Here is a 17,231-nt window from a genome sequence, read left to right as displayed (position 1 = left end):
CATTCATAAAGGACAACTCATGAAAACGAAACTTGTCATGGCTATGTGCGCAGCTCTGCTGGCATCCAGTGCAGCAATGGCAGCGCAGTCCGACGATCAAAGCGGCGGCACTGTTCAGACGACGAAAACCGTTACCACGACCGTGCAGCACGTCAACGGTGCCGACACCACCTGGTACAAGGAAGGCGGCGTAGTACCTACCGAGTATCGCGACAATCGTTATGTCGTTCAGCACTGGCAGACCGAACACTTGAACGAACCCGCTCAAGGATCCCACTGGGTGCGTGGCGACAATGGTGACTACTTGCTGGTCGACGAAAGCAGCGGCGCGATCACCAGCATCATCCACCAGCACTGACTGACCCATCATGGTACGGCTTCTCCCGCCGTACCCATGCAAACGGATCCATGGCTCTCATGGATCCGTTTTTTTGTTGCGGCATTCAATCTGCCGGTAGCTTGAACTCGATGGCACAAAGCTACCCATCAAGCGGGCAGCACGGCGATGAAGCCCCCTCCCTGGTCCGCAGTCTGCATCCAGCCTCGTATTTTCCGATGGCGCTTTGCATTTGCGATCAACCGGGCCGACTGCGACACTGCCAGTCCGACGCTCCGACCATGGAGCGTCATGGGTCCAGCCATCCAAGGGGAACTACATGTCCATCGCCGGCAACGTCGTCGTCGCCATCATCGCGCTACTTCACATCTATTTCCTGGTGCTGGAAATGTTCCTGTGGACCAAGCCCGCCGGCCGCCGCGCGTTCGGCCTCACGGCAGAGTTCGCCGAGCAGTCGAAAACGCTTGCCGCCAATCAGGGGCTATACAACGGCTTCCTGGCCGCCGGGCTGATCTGGGGCTTGAGCCTCGGCATTGCCGGCTTCAACGTGAAAGTATTCTTTCTCGTCTGCGTGCTGGTGGCCGGCATCTTCGGAGGGCTCACGGCAAGCCGGAAAATTTTGTGGATTCAGGCACTCCCGGCGGTGATCGCACTGTTACTTTTATTCCTCGCCTGACCGTGTCTTTACGTCAGCAACTTTCACTAGGTTTTGAAGCGATGAATTCCACAACACTCGAGGCCGTCGGCAAACGGTACGACGCCACTCTTATGCAACATGCCCGCGAAAAAAGCTGGGCCGCGTTGTACGGCATCCGCGAGCGCATGCGTCCGGGTATCAGCGAGGACGAAGCCAAGGTCGAAGCGGCCGAGGTGTTCCGCGAACTGGGCATGGAACGGCTTTGGCATCCGGTACTGATTCGCATCGGTGCGAACACGACCAAGACGTATCGAGAGAAATCTGATCCGACGGTACGACTCGGCGAGAACGACAGCTACTTTATCGACATCGGGCTGGTGTTCGACGGTCACGAGGGCGATGTAGGCGATACGTTTGTCACTGGTCACGCGCCGGAACAGCAGGCCTGTGCGGAAGCGGCGCGCACGCTGTTTCACGAAGTCGCCGATGCGTGGCGCACGCAGGGCCTGAGTGGTCAGGCGTTGTACGCTTTTACCGACGAGCGCGCACACGCACTGGGCTATCGACTCAATCATGCCGTCAAGGGCCATCGCGTCTGCGACTTTCCGCACGCGATCCACAAGGGTGGCGACCTTGGCGCGTTGGGCTCGACACCATCCAGCGGACTGTGGATTCTGGAAATCCAGATTGCGCATCCGAGTGAACCATTTGGCGCGTTTTACGAAGATCTACTATGTCATGAGGAACACCCAAATACGGGCACTCGTCATGTTCAATGAGCCATTTTTATGGGTTGTCCGTTGGTCAGCATGCTAGCGACAGCCATGGAGACGCTATCCCCACGCTGGCATCGATTCTGGGTGACGCGGTGACGTCTTGATACCTGGTGGCGCTCTTTACATGTCTCATGGGCAACCGGCGACATCGGCAGATTTCTGACAATCATCCCGGCCTGAAGCATGAATGCGCGTTGCTGCAAGCATAGATTTTGATTCACTCGCCGCGCCATATTCTCCAATAGGTGCGAACCGAGAAGCTTGACTCCTCATTGGTTATGGATGTATAGACGTCCATATGAAATTAATCGTGCAGTGCAACATCCCCTTTGGCTTTGCGGCCACGGGCTGTACTGGCTTCGATTTCGCACGACGCGGTGGTAGCGGGCGATGTTTATGGAAGTAGCCACTTCCGTCCGCTCACTTCACTTCCACGTCCTATTGCGAACAAACCCATGACCCTGACTCAGCTCCGCCACCTCGTCGCGATCGTTGATTGCGGACTCAATATCTCCCTCGCCGCCGAGCGGGTGCATGCCACCCAGCCGGGGCTGAGCAAACATCTGCGGCATCTTGAGGAGGAGTTGGGCTTTTCGATGTTCAACCGGCGTGGACGCAATCTGGAAAGCCTAACGCACGTTGGCGGCCGGGTCCTCGAGAGCGCACGCATGATCCTGGCCGAAGTGGATTCCATCCGCTCGGTGGTGGCTACCATGCACAGTGTCACGCGTACCATGCTGCGCATCGCCACGACGCATACCCAGGCGCGCTATGCGCTGCCTGCCACGATTGGCGCATTAAGTCAGCGCTACCCCAGCCTCAGCGTGCATCTGCAGCCAACGGCGGACGCACTGCTGATCGATGTGCTAGACAGCGACGGTGCCGACATCGCCATCGTCAGCACCTCGGGTGGCCCGCCGCAGACCAATGGCCTGGCGCTGCCAGCCTATCGCTGGCATCGGGTGGCACTGGTACCGCGAGAACACGCCTTTGCCAAGCTGTCGCGCCCGTTGACGCTGGACGAACTGGCGAAGGTGCCGCTGATCAGCTACGACTCGTCGCTGAAGCCGGACTCCTCGCTACGCCAGATTTTCGAGAAAGCCGGACTGCACCCACAGATTGCCATGACCGCCGGCGATGCCGACCTGATCAAAACCTACGTCAACGCCGGGCTTGGCGTGGGCATTCTGGCGGAGATGGCGCTGCTGCCGGCAGACTCGGAACATCTGCACGCATTGCCAGCCGATCATCTTTTTCCGACCTGCACCACGTGGATCGTGCTGCGGCGTGAAAGCCCATTGCGCGAACAGGCGCTCGAGTTTGTAGCGCAGTTCGCACCACACCTGGATCGTGCCCAAGTCGGCCAGGCACTCGGTAGCGGTATCGATCTGTCCAGCCAGTGGCCGGTAGCGCCGTACTGGCGGCATCCCGGATCGGAAACCGGTCAAGTGGTGCCGTTCCCCGCGAGAGGGGCGCATCGGTAAGTCTGGCGTCAATCGGTCCAGCATCACTCCGGCAAGGTCATGACGACCCGCTGACACCGCGATTTCAACCTCCGAACGCCTCGCCATCGCAGGCCAAAAACCAGCCCCAGCGGGGCTCAAGCGGGTTTTGTGCGCCTTGAAACCGGGCGAATCACAAATCGGACCCGGAAACACGCTAAAATCAGGAGTTAGCCGCTGCCGGCCTTCACGGTTGATGCCTTTCGGACCCGATTCGAGGCACACCATGTGAAGCGCGGCCGCAACGTGGGCAGCCTTGGGCGTCCCGCAGATCGACCCTTTAGCTTGTCCAACGATTACCCATCCAACCACGCTTGATATTTTCGGAACCCAGGTCATGGCCAGAAACAAACCACTCACCCTTTATCGCAACATCGGCATCATTGCGCATATCGATGCGGGCAAGACCACGACCACCGAGCGTGTTCTGTACTACACCGGCAAAAAGCACCAGATCGTCGACGTGCATGACACCAAGGACGGCAAGGGCTCGACCACGACCGATTATCTCGAGCAAGAGCGCAAGCGCGGTATCACCATCCAGTCGGCTGCCGTGTCGACCGAGTGGAAGGGTCACCAGATCAACGTGATCGACACCCCGGGACACGTGGACTTCACCATCGAAGTGAACCGTTCGCTGCGCGTGCTTGACGGCGCCGTGGTGGTCTTCGACGGCGTCGCCGGCGTGGAACCGCAGACCGAAACCAACTGGCGCCTGGCTGACCAGTACAACGTGCCGCGCGTCTGCTACGTCAACAAGATGGACCGCATCGGCGCCAGCTTCGCCCATTGCGTCAAGGGCATTCGCGAGCGCCTCGGCGCACCGGCCCTGCTCTGCCAGATTCCACTGGGCAGCAGCGACGAGTTCTGCGGCATGGCCGACCTGGTCGCCAACGTGGCCTATATCTGGGCCTCCGATGACAAGGACAGCACCTGGGAAACCGTTTCCTTCGAGGAAGCCAAAGCCCGCCTGAAGTTCGGTTCCACCGTCGACAACGACTGGATCGACCAGTTGCCCAAGCTGCGCGAGGAAATGCTGGAAACCGCGCTGGCGATGGACGACGACGCGTTCGAAAAGCTGATCGAGACCGGTGAGCACGATCCGAAAAAGCTGAAGGAATGCATCCGCAAGGGTTGCGTCACCGGCAAGCTGGTACCGGTATTCTGCGGTTCGTCGTACAAGAACAAGGGCGTGCAGCAGCTGCTGGACGCCGTGGTCGACTACATGCCCTACCCGGGCGAGAACGGCGGTATCTCGATGGTCGACGAGGACGGCAACATCATCGGCGAGCAGGAAGTACGCGACGACGCACCGGCACGCGCGCTGGCGTTCAAGGTCATCAACGACCAGTTCGGCACCCTGACCTTCTGCCGCGTCTACTCGGGCGTGATCAAGAAGGGCGACACCCTGCAGAACGTCACCCGTGGCAAGAAAGAGCGCGTGGGCCGCATCGTGGAAGTGCAGGCCAACGCGACCAAGGAAATCGACGAAGTGCGTGCTGGCGACATCTGCGCATTCGTCTCGATGAAGGACACCGAGACAGGCGACTCGCTGAGCGATCCGGCGCACCCGGCGCTGCTGGAGCGCATGCGCTTCCCGGATCCCGTGATCAGCGTGTCGGTCGAGCCGAAGACCCGCAACGACGTCGACAAGATGTCCACCGCGCTCTACAAGATGGTCAAGGCCGATCCGTCGCTGCGCATGGAAGTGGACAAGGAAACCGGCCAGACCGTGCTCAAGGGCATGGGCGAGCTGCATTTGGAAATCACCCTCGACCGCATGCGCACCGAGCTGGGTGTGGATGCCAACATGGGCAAACCCAAGGTCAGCTTCCGCGAGGCGTTCGGCAAGACCGTCGAGCACACCTACACCCACAAGAAGCAGTCCGGCGGTTCGGGCCAGTTTGCCGAAGTGAAGATCATCTTCGAGCCAGGCGAGTCCGGCACGGGCGTCGTGTTCTCCGACGAAGTGGTCGGTGGCCGCATCCCGCGCGAATACATCCCGGCTGTGCAGCACGCGATCGAAGTCGAGTCGCGCCAGGGCCAGGTCGCCGGCTACGAAGTGCTGGACTTCAAGGCACGCCTGATCGACGGCAAGTACCACGACGTCGACTCCTCGGCTCTGGCCTTTGAAATCGCCGGCCGCGCCTGCTTCCGTGAGGCGCAGAAGCTGTCCAAGCCGAAGCTGCTCGAGCCGATCATGAGCCTGGAAGTGGTCACCGAAGCGACTTACCTCGGCGACGTCATCGGCGACATCAACCGTCGTCGCGGCAGCATCTCCGACCAGGGCCACAAGGGTGTATCGGCCTTCGTCCAGGGCTTCGTGCCGCTGTCCGAAATGTTCGGCTACATCAACTTCCTGCGTTCGGCCACCAGCGGCCGCGGCACCTTCACCATGATCTTCGATCATTACGAAGAAGTGCCAGCCAGCATGGTCGAGAAGCTGATGGAGAAGGAAGCGAAGTAAGCGATCCGGCCTAAAACACCGACTGCTTTACTGGCCAAGGCCCCTGTGGGTAACCACCGGGGCCTTGGCATATCCGGGGTGGGCTCCGTGCCGCTGGCATACCCCGCCGGCATCGCCGACACTCGGGGCTTCGTCGATGTTGATCTGGGGATCATCCATGTCTCGTTTTCTACTCCGCAGCTGCCTGGCCACCGCCCTGGCCACCAGCGCCGTATCGGTCAGCGCCGAAACGACGGCCCAGGCCCTGCCTGAAACCATGCAGATGCTGCAACAGGCGATCGAGACGCCCACTTTCGAGGGCAATGGCCAGGTGCCGGTACTGGCGCGTTATCTGGCCATCCGACTGGAATCGGCAGGGTTCGCGGCGACCGACATCCAGATCATCCCGGTCGGCGAGACGGCCGCACTGGTGGTCCACTACCGTGGCAACGGCCATGCCAAGCCGATCCTGTTGTCCGGACATATGGACGTGGTTGCCGCGCATCGCGCCGACTGGGTCCGCGATCCGTTCAAGCTGATCCAGCAAAACGGTTATCTCTACGGCCGCGGCACCGCCGACATGAAAACCTCCTTGGTCACCTTGGTCGAAACCCTGATGCGACTGAAACGCGAGGGCTTCGTACCCAGCCACGAGCTGATCCTCGTCGCCTCCGGTGACGAGGAAACCGAAATGGCCACCACCCGTGAACTGGCCAAGCGCTATCACGATGCCGCCTTTCTGCTCAATGGCGACTCCGGCGGCGGCACCTATGGCGCCGATGGCAAGCCGGTGGTCTACGAGATCCAGGCGGCGGAAAAAGCCTATGCCGATTTCCAGCTGACGGTGACCTCACCCGGCGGCCACTCCAGCAAACCGATCCCCGACAACGCGATCTACACCCTGGCCAGCGCCTTGAAGCAGATTCAGGGCTACGCCTTCCCGGTGCAGACCAACTCGATCACCCTGGCCTCGCTGCAGGCGCTGGGCGCGCATACGCCCGGCCCGCTGGGGCAGGCCATGCAGCAGTTTTCCGCCCACCCGGACGATGCCAAAGCCGCCGCCACTATTTCGGCCGACCCCGCCTATGTCGGCCAACTGCGCACCACTTGCGTCGCCACCATGCTCAGCGCCGGCCATGCCCTCAACGCCCTGCCCCAGCGGGCCACCGCAAATATCAATTGCCGTATCTTCCCCGGCGACAGCATCGCCTCGGTGCAACAGACCCTGGCCAAGGTCATCAACGACGCCAAGGTCAGCATCAGCGTGCAGCCGCCGACGCCGGTGGAAAGCCCGGCTTCGCCGATTCCGACCAATGTAATGGCAGCGGTGACGGAGACGTTGCACCAGCGCTTCCCCGGCCTCGAAGTGGTCCCCGGCATGGATGCCGGCGCTTCGGACAGCATGTATTTCCGTAACGCCGGCGTGCCCAGCTACGGCGTCAATCCGATGTTCGCCAAGCCCAACGACAGCTTCGCCCACGGCCTCAACGAAAAATTGCGCAGCAGCGAAGTCGAAGGCGCACTCGATTTCTGGTACGGCGTACTGACCCGGCTGGCGAAATAGCGCCGGGCTCGCCTCCTGCCGCCACCGCAGCACGCACTTCTATGGACTCCGTCGCCGTATCGACCCAGCGGGTCGGTACGGCGCTGCCAGCTGACGGTGCCGGGGACCAGGCTGATTTTGGTGATTGGCGTTCGGCCGCTTTAAAGCACTTCCGTGGCACCTCTGGCCGGGGTTTTCAGCCCGCTGAAATACCCACAAGCACAAATTGATAACGTTATCATCTGATGTTAGTGTCGATGGCACTACGTCAGCGCAAGAGGTCGTCGATGTATTTTCCGCATTGTCCCGCATACCGCCCGTGCAAGGCCGCTGCCATGACGTCGCCAGGTTATCCTCCGGCCTTGGCGGGCCGCGCCGACGCAGGCCGATGATCAGTCGCCGCGATGCGCTTCGACTGGCCGGCATCGGGTTCATGCATGAATCCTTCGACCAGGACGACCCCAGCCACTACACCCGACCCTGGTTTGCCTGGGCCAACAGCCTGTTCGGCGAGCTGATTCTGAAGTTGGCCCGCGAACGGCCGCGCCTGCTCGCCTCACTGTAGACCTTCCCCAGATCCACCCCGAGAGATTCGCCACGCATGATCAGCCGCCGCCGTTTCTTGCAACACGCCCTGCTGGCCAGCAGCTTGCCGCTGGCCATCCAGCGTTCACTGGCCCAGACCACCAGCTCGTTCACCACGCCGCCCCTGGCGCAGGCCAAGTGCACCCGCCATGTGGATGTCTTTATTGGCACTGGCGGGCATGGACATACCTTTCCTGGTGCCACGGTGCCCTTCGGCATGGTTCAGCTGAGTCCGGATACCTATAACGCCATCTGGGATTCCAGCTCGGGCTACCACCGCGGCGATGGCTCGATCATGGGGTTTTCGCATACCCATCTGAGCGGCACCGGGGTCGGCGACATGCTGGATGTGCTGGTGATGCCTGGCGTCGGCCCCGTGCAGACCAAACCAGGCGACCCCGACCCGGCGATCCAGCTGTATCACTCGCGTTTCGATCCCGTGCATGAGAACGCTGCCGCGCCGCGGACCGCGCCGGTCTATGGCCATACCCCCGGCTACCGGGCCGCATTCACCCGCGCCGACGAGATGGCCGAACCCGGCTACTACCGGGTGCATTTGCGCGACCGCCAAGTGACCGCCGAACTGACCGCTACCCGCCGGGTGGGGCTGCATCGCTATACCTTCCCCGCCAGTGCCCACAGCCACCTGCTCGTGGATCTGCAACATGGCATGCAGGACAACCCTGACGTACCGACCCGCATCATCGACAGTCAGCTGAAGATCGTTGGCAACGATACTTTGCTCGGCGGCCGCCGGGTCGATGAATGGGCCTCCGGACGGCATATTTATTTCGCCATGCAGGTATCGCGCCCCTTCACCCGCCACCAGCTGTTCACCACAGAGCAGCCGCAGGGCAGCGATGCGACCCAGGCCCAGTCCAAATCGATCCAGTGCGCCCTGCATTTCGATACCCATGCGGGCGAGACCATCGTGGTCAAGGTAGGTATTTCCGCCGTCAGCCCGGAAGGTGCCTTGCGCAATCTCGACAGCGAACTACCGGGCTGGGATTTCGACACCACCCGCCAGGCCGCACTCCAGGCCTGGGAGCGCGAACTGGGCAAGATCCAGGTCCAGCTCGCCGACGAGCGCCATCGCCGGATGTTCTATACCGCGATGTATCACAGCCTGATCGTGCCGACCCTGTTCTCCGATGTCGATGGCCAGTATCGCGGCATGGATATGGCCGTCCATCAGCTGCCGCAAGGCGCCGAGAATTACACCGAATTCTCGCTCTGGGACATCTATCGTGCCGAGATGCCGCTGTTGACCCTGATCCAGCCGGAGCGGGTGCCGGACCTGGCCAACTCCTTGATCCGGATGGCCGAGCAAAGCCCGGCTGGGGTACCGGTATGGCCGCTGCAAGGACACGAAACCGGCTGCATGATCGGCTACCACTCGGCGGTCGTGCTGGCTGAAGCGCAGGCCAAGAAATTCAACGGCATCGACTTTGCCAAAGCGTGGCCGTTATGGCGCAAGCGTGCCATGGATGATGCCTATCAAGGACTCGATCTATATCGCCAGCAAGGTTATGTCCCTGCCGACAAGGAAGCAGAGTCGGCCAGCAAAACACTGGAATACGCCTACGACGACTGGGCCATGGCGCAACTGGCCAAAACGGCCGGCGCCGATGACGACCATCAACGGCTGCTGGCGCGTTCACGCAACTACCAACACGTTTTCGACCAGGCCGACAACTTCGTCAAGCCTCGACTTGCCGATGGGCAGTGGGCTGCCCCATTCGATCCGCGGGCCATGGGACATTCCAGCCAGTGGCGTGATTTCACTGAATCCAACGCCTGGGAAGCGACCTTCCTGAACCAGCACGACATCTATCACTACATGGCTATGTTCGGCAGTGAGCAGACCTTTGTCGACAAGCTCGACCAGCTGTTCAGCATCAGCTCGCAACTGCCGGCGGATGCGCCGCCCGATATCGCCGGCATGGTGGGTCAGTACGCCCATGGCAACGAACCCAGCCACCACGTGAGCTATCTCTATGCCTACGCCGGCCAGCCCTGGAAAACCCAGGCGCGTGTGCGAAGCCTGCTAGAGACCATGTATGACGACAAACCCGATGGCGAAGCGGGCAACGACGATTGCGGGCAGATCTCCGCATGGTTGATCCTCAGCGCGCTCGGCTTTTACCCGGTGGACCCGGTGAGCGGCGATTATGTGTTCGGCAGTCCGCAGGTATCGCGTGCACTGATCACCCTGCAAGGTGGGCGGCAACTGCTGATCGAAGCCCATGGCAACAGCAGCAGGAATGTATACGTCCAGTCAGTACGACTGAATGGCCGCGCATATCCGCAGAACTGGATCAGCCACGCCACCCTGGTCCAAGGTGGGCATCTCGAATTCGAGATGGGCGCGCAACCCAACCACGCCTTTGGCAGCGATCCGGCACATCGCCCGCCATCGTTCGGGCAAACAGCCGTCTGAAATTATGCCAGCGGTTGGGCTGGACGACTCCAGCGCGACCCCAACCGCTACGTTAGCCTGATTGCCGCATCCCGTCAGAGTGCCGAACCCGCCTCTGCCGGCAGCGACTGGCTCAGTTCGATCCGGTAGGCATAGGCATGCAGTCCCGCCGGCTGGGCGGGAAGCTGCAGGTACAAGCCTTGTTGATCCTGGTTGAAAGCAAGCTTGCGATGGCCATCCAGCAAGGTCACCGTCCGCACCGGCAGGCTCGCCGGCAGCGAAGCAATCAAGGCCTTGCGATCATCAGGCCAACCCAGTTCGATCGCATACAACACGCCGGCATGAGTCGTAAAACGGAAGTCCTGGGCCGTATACGGCTTGGTCTTGGTGTCCTGCATCGAGCCCGTTGCCACCTTGGTCGGGCCTTCGCCAAAATGGGTCCAGGGCCGGCTGGCGTAGATCGCCTCGCCATTCGCCCGCAGCCACTGCCCAAGCGCCAGCAAGATCGAGCGCGCCTCGGGCGGAATGCTACCGTCCGCCTTGGGTCCGATATTCAACAGCAAGTTGCCATTCTTGCTGACCACATCAATCAGCAGGTGGACGATGACATCCGGGCTCTTGTAGATGTCGCCTTCGGCATAACCCCAGGAATCATCGCTGACCGAGGTTTCGGTTTGCCAGGGCTGGCGACGGATATCACCCAACTCACCGCGCTCGATATTGAGTGTGGCGGCACCATCTGGCAGCGCATCGGATTTGTAGTTCAGCACCACCTGCTGCCCACGTGCCGCCGCCTGGTCGTAGTAAAAAGCCGTCAACCGGGTCAGCTGATTGCGAAAACTGGCCTGGCCGATCCACCAGTCGAAGTACAGCAGGTCGGGGTGATAGTCCTGCACAAATTCCGCTGTGCGTGCCAGCCAGTCATCCAGAAATGCCTGTGATACCACGGTTCCGTCGACATCTTTGCCATCGGCCTTGAACGCACGCATGGCGTGCGCCGGCCCGTACAACGCGGCATAACGCGGATCGTTCACATCCGAATTGAAGCTGCGGCCGTATTCATAGAACCAGTCATGCTCGGCACGATGCGACGACAGGCCCAGATACATCCCCTGCGCCCGAATCGACTTGGCCAATGCTCCGATCACATCGCGGTGCGGGCCCATTTTGGCCGCCGTCCAGTCGCTGAGTCTGGAGTCATACATTGCGAAACCATCATGATGTTCGGCCACCGGCACCACATAACGGGCACCCGCCTGTTTGAACAAACGTGCCCAGGCATCGGGATCGAAGTGCTCCGCCTTGAACAGCGGAATCAGATCCTTGTAGCCTTTTTCAGGCATCGTGCCGTAATGGGCCAGCTGATAGCGGTAGCGATCCGAATTCTCGCCGGTCCGTTCATACATATGCCGTGGATACCACTCTCCCTTGAATGCCGGCACCGAATACACCCCCCAATGGACGAAGATGCCGAACTTGGCATCGCGGTACCACAGGGGCGTCGTGTAATGGACCAAGCTGACCCAATCGGGTTCGAACGGTCCTTGCGCAACGGCAGCATCGACCTGCTTCAGGATCGCCGTACGAACACCATCGAATTTGCTATTGGCGGCTATCCACTGCCGTTCAATGGTGGCGGCATCGGGTGGCGTTACGCTGGCAGCACTGGCCGGATCCTCCGCAAATGCCGGCGCCGGGACGATGCATGTCAAGCCGACCAGAGCCAACCACAAGACGGCCAATCTGGCGTTTGAACGGATGCTCATCAGATCTCCTTGCCACCAACCGATCGGTCGGCGACTGCACGTGGTCATCGCCTAAAGCGGATCACCGGGAAACAAAGAATGACCAGGCCCATATTGCAATTTGTTGATACTCGGCCGGAGTGAGGGGTAATCCAACGGCCTGCCCATGCTGTCGTAGGCCGTCCCACTCCAGAACAACTGACCCGCGGCGGGGATGGCGTCTTTCAGCAAATCGTGAACCGTGTCGGCGTAGGTGTAATCGCGCTGCCCCTGGTCATTCCACACGCTGATCTGACCACCACTCAGTCTGGCCGCCGTGTCCGCTGCCACAGGCAGATGACTGGCCCAGCCGGCATACAGCTGATCGCCACGCAGCCCGTCGGGATGGAAGTAGGCTGGTCCGAAAGGCACGATGTACCAATCGCCATAGGACTCCGTCCATTCGAAACCGAGCTTGCCCCAGTCGATGCTCGACTCATCGCCCCAATTGATCCAGCGCTGGATCCGAAACGATTTATCCAGTCCAGCCGCAAAGCTGGCGTCGCCCCATACCTCGACCTGCTTGCCCTGCTGTTGCAGATAGCGCCCCAGCTGATTGATGTAGCTGATCTGGCTGGCCACGCTGACGCCGCCCTTGTTCACATTGACCTCGTCGCCACCGATATGAATCAACGGCGAGTGGAACCACGGCAAGAACTCGGCGAAAACCGCTTCCACATAGCTCAGCGTTTGCGGTCGGGTCGGGTCCAGCGTGCCCCCGGGCGGCGAATCACCGGCATAGCCCCATTGAGGCTGTGCTGCGACCAGTGCACCCGCATGACCTGGGGTATCGATTTCCGGCACGATAGTGACGGCGTTGGCGGCCGCTACAGCCTCCAGCTCGTCCCAGTCCTGGCGGGTGTAATACAGGCCATCTGCCGGAATCAGCCCGCGGAATTCCGAACGATCACTCTTCAGCCGGAAAGCCCGAATCTGCCAGGCATCGCCCGCTTGATTTTTCACCTGATCATTCAGATGCAGATGCAAGGTATTGAGCTTGTACCAGCCCATGAAGCGCAGATAGGCCTCCAGAAAACGCTTGTCGGCGAATTTTCGGCCCACGTCAAACATCACCGAGCGCTCGCGATAGCGCGGTGTGTCCACCACGGCACCCTTGGGAAGGGTTGCGGCCCGACCGCTTGCATGCCCCTGGACAACGAGCATCTGCAGTATCGTACGCGTTGCATAGAAGGCACCGGCCAAGGCATGCGCCCGGATCTGAATCGAGTCGCCCAGATCAAGCGCATATCCTTCATCGCCGAACGCGCCGGATCCCGTAGCGTCTGCAGCCACCAGCCGCAAGACGATATCGCCAGGCCTACTTCCCGTACCTGAGCGAACCCGCAGCGGCTGCCCGGTCAGCTGACCAAATTCATCAGCAAGTCGCCGGCCGAGCACGTGCAGCGGCTGACCCCCAGCTGGATCTACCCAGACGATACTGGCTGGATGCCGGCGCCAATATCCATCGCCGCCATGCCAATGCTGCAGGCTGGGAATCACCAGCGGAGCAGGATTCGATGCCGCAATGGCCGCACCGACATTCGCGACCATGCCGATCAGCAGCATCACCCACGCGGCACTCGTCCACCAACTACCTCGCCCCAAGCCCCAGCGGCCGCCCGATATCATGGATACCATGGCGAACCATCCAGTCGGGCCACGCTATCCAGCCGATGCGGCTGGCTGTCCATGCTGCGCGGCGCACCTGCGCTGCCAAACGCGGCGTCAAACAACGGCACCACATACGGCGTACCCGCTGGCCGGACCAGGGCCGGGTCGACCATGGCCACACCATGGTCCGTTGTCGTGCTGGCATTGACGGCCGATGCCACCAAGGCAGACGACCATCCCGGCACGATCGACAAACCGATCGCCAGCACCGTCGTCGGCAAAAATTTATCCATGCAGGCCATGGGTGCTCCTCTTGCAAACTGCCCAGCCCAGGCGACATTGCGGCCACTTCGTGGCCCAGCGTGCGCTGGCTCGGCATGAAATCGCGGCTGCATTCAGCCTGGATCTGACCTGTCGACATGTCTACAGACTGGCGTGCCGCCATCGGCCAAAGCAGCGAGCCCGGCGCTGACCGGGCTCGCCCTGCTCCACATGAATCAGTCGAGCTTGTAATCAAACGTCAGGAAAAATTCGCGACCGTTGTATTCACTGGCGGTCTGCCCCGTCGTGACGAACTCGAAACCACCGGCGTAGTACGGGATCGACGAGACCTTGTTGAAGATGTTGGACACGGTGAACTTCAACTTGGTATCCGGGTTGATCTGCCAGCCAATCGAGGTGTTCCAGGTGATCCACACCGGCGTCCTGCCCAAGTACATGGTGTCGGCAACGTCGGTCGGGGTGCCATTGAGTGTCACCTGGCAAACACCGGTAGGAATCGACTCGCTGCCATTGGCCACAGTAACCATGCTCGGCTGGATGCCATTGGGCAGCACATTGCAGCCTTGATAGTTTTGGGCGCGCATGCTGCCATCGCGCACACCGGAGATCGACACGTTCCAGTTGCCCTTGCTCCAGTCGCCGATCCACGTGACCCTGCTCGCCACATTCTGATAGCGGGTGTTTTGCAGCGGGTCGGAAGCCAGCACACGCTGCTTGTACGCGAGGTTGTCGGTGTAGTTGATGCCGGCGCGGAAGTCACCGTGATCCTCGGTGTGTAGTTTGTAGTCCAGCGAGGCATCGATGCCGCTCACGTAAAGCGAAGCCTCGTTGATCGGTCCGGACTCCACCGAGGTGATCTGGCCAGCCGCATTGCGCTGAACCATCTGGGTCACCATGCTGCAATACGCCGAACCCGGCACGTGCGCCGTATACGGTGACAAACTGGATGTACCGTTAGCCTGCTCGCCGGTAAGGCAGCCAGCCTCGTCGATCAGCACCTGGCTTTGGCTGAGGTACTGGATGGCGTTGTCTACGCCCATATGCCAGTAGTCGGTAGACAGCGAGAGGCCCTCCACGCCCGGGACCTGCCACACGAAACCGTAGGTCCAGGAGTGGCCGGTCTGCGGCAGCAACAAGCGGCTGCCGCCCGTGATCAGGTTGTAGTACTGCGAGGGGGAGCGCTGCACCAGGTTGCACCACGTGCTGTTGGTCTGGCCGGCCTTGATGGCGTCGATGCACTGCAAGGGGTCGATGTAATTACCCTGCGGCTCAGTGGAGCCGGTCTGATAGACCGCCTGCATGTCCGGCGCCTTGAAGTTGGTGCCGTAGCTGCCGCGAACCAGCAGACTTTCGATCGGGCGCCACTCGAGGCCGGAGCCCCAGGTACGGGCCACGTCGGCGCGGCTGGCGTCGTTGTACTTGTCCAGACGACCGGAGATGGTCCAGGTCACCGTATCCAGCACCGGCACGCGGAACTCGGTGCCGAACGAGAAGCGCTGGCGGGTGCCGCCACCGGTGTTGTACTCCTCGAACGGGTTCATGAACGTCGCGGCATTGGCCCCACGCGGATCGGGCGACAGCAGGAAGCCGTTGTGCGCGGCTTCGAGCACCGCCGCCCAACCCACCGGCTCGTTCACCCACGGCAACTTGAACAGGTCACCGTTGATGCGGAACTGCGCCTGGTCCAACCACGACGACGAGGTGTTCTCGCCATTGGCCGCGAACTGGCTGTATTGCTGTGGCGTGATGGGGTTCCACCACTGCTGCCAGTTCATGGCGTAAATGGGCAAGCCGGCGCTGGTGGTGCCCAACTGCTTGCCGAGGAAGAAGTTGTTCATGGCCTCGCCGTCGTAGGCCGTGTAGTCCTCGCGCACGGTGTACTTCTGGGTATTGAGGTTCAAGTCCCAGTTGAAGTCGCCATCGAACATGGTGCCGCGCAGGCCGGCCTGGAGGTTCCAGTTCTGCTCGCGGTCGTGGGTATTGGCTGCCGTGCCGATTTCCTGCTCGGTCAACTGGCGGACGGCCTGACTGATGACCTGCCCCGTGGTCTGGTCATAGAACTGGCCCGTGCCGAATTCGTTTAGCTGGGTGTTGGAGTACCCCACCGAGTCATACAGGGCTGCCGAGCCGTAAAGCTGCAAACCGTCGCTGAAGTCGTACTCGCCAGACACGTAACCGTTGTTGCTGCGGCTGCCGGGTGTCAGCACCCAGTTCTGAAACAGAGCGGGCTGCGAGCAGTAGTAACCATTGTTGGTCACGCTGGCGATCTGGGTGCCATTGGTGGTGACGGTATGCGACTGGCTCAACTGCGAGTTGGTGAACTTCGAGCAGGTGCCCGTCGGCGGCGTGAGGTACTGGCCATTGCCGTTCATCGCGGAGAGGGCGATGGCGCCAGACGCGTCGTACTGGTAGCCGAACATGCGGTCAGCCGGGCCCCAGGCACCGTATCCCGCATCGGACACCGAGTCTTGATAAGGGCGATCACTACCCCACAACGCCGTGCGGTTAGACTTCTCCGCGTTGTAGAGGATGTGCCAATTGTCACCGGACCTGCCACCGAAGAAGTTGACGTCACCATACGCGCGGCCACCGCGCGTGGCGCCACCGCCGGTCACCTGCAGTTCGTCACCCTGATAGTTCTTCTTCAGGATCACGTTGACCACGCCCGCCACCGCTTCCGAGCCGTAGATCGACGAGGCGCCGGAGGCCAGGATTTCGACATGGTCGATCATGCCGGTGGGTAGGTTGTTGTAGTTCTGGAAGTTGCTCTGCGCGCTCAGCGGCTGCGGGTAATCCACCACGCGATGCCCGTCGATCATCAGCAGGCTGAAGCCAGGACCCAGTCCGCGCAGGTTGACCGAGCGCGCATTGACCGAGGTGGAACCCCAAGCGGCCGGGTCCTGTGTCTGCTGGCCCACCTGCGGCAGCGAATCCAGGAATTCCCACAGCGTGGTGAAGCCCTGCTGCTTGATCTGCTCGCCGGTGACGCTGACCACGGGAGCGGGCCCCTCGATTTCCACGCGCGGGATCATCGAACCGGTGACCGTGACCGTACTCAGTGCAACCGCCTTCTTTTTCGCCGCATCTGACTCGGCAGACTGACTGCTGCTGGCAGGCGTATTTTGTGGTGTGGCCTGGGCGTCGTTCGACGACGACCCGACTGCTTGCGCGTAAACATGCGGAGCGCAAAGCGCCAGCGCCAATGCGCTGGCGAGTGCACTGCGACAACAACGGATATTGTTCATAAGTTAGACCCCTCTCGCGAAACCCCATAGTGTTTGCTGACACCGATTCTCGAATCAGCACAGC

At 61.2% G+C, this 17,231-nt stretch carries 11 protein-coding genes and 1 pseudogene; 8 read left to right on the top strand and 4 right to left on the bottom strand.

Features of this window, described 5'->3' with window-relative positions; all coding sequences use genetic code 11:
* The first annotated feature begins 19 nt into the window (after positions 1–19).
* The 8 genes and pseudogenes from HDE79_RS10795 to HDE79_RS10760 all read left to right on the top strand — a co-directional run bounded on the left by HDE79_RS10795 (position 20) and on the right by HDE79_RS10760 (position 10,266).
* Entirely contained in the window at positions 20–358 is a 339-nt protein-coding gene (locus HDE79_RS10795; protein WP_184601965.1) for an RcnB family protein, read from the top strand.
* Between the two features lie 298 nt (positions 359–656).
* Positions 657–1,013, top strand: a complete 357-nt coding sequence (locus HDE79_RS10790) for a DUF1304 domain-containing protein (RefSeq protein ID WP_184601964.1) — start codon at positions 657–659, stop codon at positions 1,011–1,013.
* Between the two features lie 41 nt (positions 1,014–1,054).
* Entirely contained in the window at positions 1,055–1,753 is a 699-nt protein-coding gene (locus tag HDE79_RS10785) for a M24 family metallopeptidase (RefSeq protein WP_184601963.1), read from the top strand.
* A gap of 452 nt (positions 1,754–2,205) precedes the next feature.
* Positions 2,206–3,234 carry a LysR substrate-binding domain-containing protein gene (locus HDE79_RS10780; RefSeq protein ID WP_184601962.1) on the top strand — a complete coding sequence of 343 codons (1,029 nt, stop codon included), beginning with the start codon at positions 2,206–2,208 and terminating at the stop codon, positions 3,232–3,234.
* A gap of 355 nt (positions 3,235–3,589) precedes the next feature.
* The gene (gene fusA, locus HDE79_RS10775; protein WP_184601961.1) at positions 3,590–5,719 is read left to right on the top strand and encodes an elongation factor G; all 2,130 of its coding nucleotides are present in this window, start codon (positions 3,590–3,592) and stop codon (positions 5,717–5,719) included.
* Between the two features lie 157 nt (positions 5,720–5,876).
* Positions 5,877–7,262, top strand: a complete 1,386-nt coding sequence (locus HDE79_RS10770; protein ID WP_184601960.1) for a M20/M25/M40 family metallo-hydrolase — start codon at positions 5,877–5,879, stop codon at positions 7,260–7,262.
* Between the two features lie 397 nt (positions 7,263–7,659).
* Positions 7,660–7,806: pseudogene (locus HDE79_RS10765) on the top strand (glycoside hydrolase family 125 protein); the annotation flags it as partial.
* 36 nt (positions 7,807–7,842) lie between these two features.
* Positions 7,843–10,266 carry a GH92 family glycosyl hydrolase gene (locus tag HDE79_RS10760; protein WP_184601959.1) on the top strand — a complete coding sequence of 808 codons (2,424 nt, stop codon included), beginning with the start codon at positions 7,843–7,845 and terminating at the stop codon, positions 10,264–10,266.
* Between the two features lie 74 nt (positions 10,267–10,340).
* Here the strand turns inward: HDE79_RS10760 and HDE79_RS10755 are convergent, their stop codons facing one another.
* The 4 genes from HDE79_RS10755 to HDE79_RS10740 all read right to left on the bottom strand — a co-directional run bounded on the left by HDE79_RS10755 (position 10,341) and on the right by HDE79_RS10740 (position 17,167).
* Complete coding sequence (locus HDE79_RS10755) at positions 10,341–12,011, bottom strand: alpha-L-fucosidase (RefSeq protein ID WP_184601958.1); 1,671 nt, start codon at positions 12,009–12,011, stop codon at positions 10,341–10,343.
* Between the two features lie 51 nt (positions 12,012–12,062).
* Positions 12,063–13,667, bottom strand: coding sequence for a family 20 glycosylhydrolase (locus tag HDE79_RS10750; protein ID WP_184601957.1), 1,605 nt, complete (start codon positions 13,665–13,667; stop codon positions 12,063–12,065).
* Complete coding sequence (locus HDE79_RS10745; protein ID WP_184601956.1) at positions 13,655–13,942, bottom strand: hypothetical protein; 288 nt, start codon at positions 13,940–13,942, stop codon at positions 13,655–13,657. The genes HDE79_RS10750 and HDE79_RS10745 overlap by 13 nt, the downstream gene beginning before the upstream one ends.
* A 195-nt stretch (positions 13,943–14,137) precedes the next feature.
* Complete coding sequence (locus HDE79_RS10740; RefSeq protein WP_184601955.1) at positions 14,138–17,167, bottom strand: TonB-dependent receptor; 3,030 nt, start codon at positions 17,165–17,167, stop codon at positions 14,138–14,140.
* Positions 17,168–17,231 lie beyond the last annotated feature (64 nt).

It is taken from the genome of Rhodanobacter sp. MP1X3 (assembly GCF_014207165.1).
In the GTDB taxonomy this organism is placed as follows: domain Bacteria; phylum Pseudomonadota; class Gammaproteobacteria; order Xanthomonadales; family Rhodanobacteraceae; genus Rhodanobacter.
The sequence above is the reverse complement of the archived record's forward strand: the minus strand, read 5'-3'. Positions and strand labels throughout refer to the sequence as shown.

Excerpts from the sequence above, each read along its gene's own strand:
- HDE79_RS10770 (WP_184601960.1), top strand. The coding sequence starts at position 5,877 with ATGTCTCGTTTTCTACTCCGCAGCTGCCTGGCCACCGCCCTGGCCACC.
- HDE79_RS10745 (WP_184601956.1), bottom strand. The coding sequence starts at position 13,942 with ATGGCCTGCATGGATAAATTTTTGCCGACGACGGTGCTGGCGATCGGT.
- HDE79_RS10755 (WP_184601958.1), bottom strand. The coding sequence starts at position 12,011 with ATGAGCATCCGTTCAAACGCCAGATTGGCCGTCTTGTGGTTGGCTCTG.
- fusA (WP_184601961.1), top strand. The coding sequence starts at position 3,590 with ATGGCCAGAAACAAACCACTCACCCTTTATCGCAACATCGGCATCATT.
- HDE79_RS10750 (WP_184601957.1), bottom strand. The coding sequence starts at position 13,667 with ATGGTATCCATGATATCGGGCGGCCGCTGGGGCTTGGGGCGAGGTAGT.
- HDE79_RS10760 (WP_184601959.1), top strand. The coding sequence starts at position 7,843 with ATGATCAGCCGCCGCCGTTTCTTGCAACACGCCCTGCTGGCCAGCAGC.
- HDE79_RS10785 (WP_184601963.1), top strand. The coding sequence starts at position 1,055 with ATGAATTCCACAACACTCGAGGCCGTCGGCAAACGGTACGACGCCACT.
- HDE79_RS10740 (WP_184601955.1), bottom strand. The coding sequence starts at position 17,167 with ATGAACAATATCCGTTGTTGTCGCAGTGCACTCGCCAGCGCATTGGCG.
- HDE79_RS10780 (WP_184601962.1), top strand. The coding sequence starts at position 2,206 with ATGACCCTGACTCAGCTCCGCCACCTCGTCGCGATCGTTGATTGCGGA.
- HDE79_RS10795 (WP_184601965.1), top strand. The coding sequence starts at position 20 with ATGAAAACGAAACTTGTCATGGCTATGTGCGCAGCTCTGCTGGCATCC.
- HDE79_RS10790 (WP_184601964.1), top strand. The coding sequence starts at position 657 with ATGTCCATCGCCGGCAACGTCGTCGTCGCCATCATCGCGCTACTTCAC.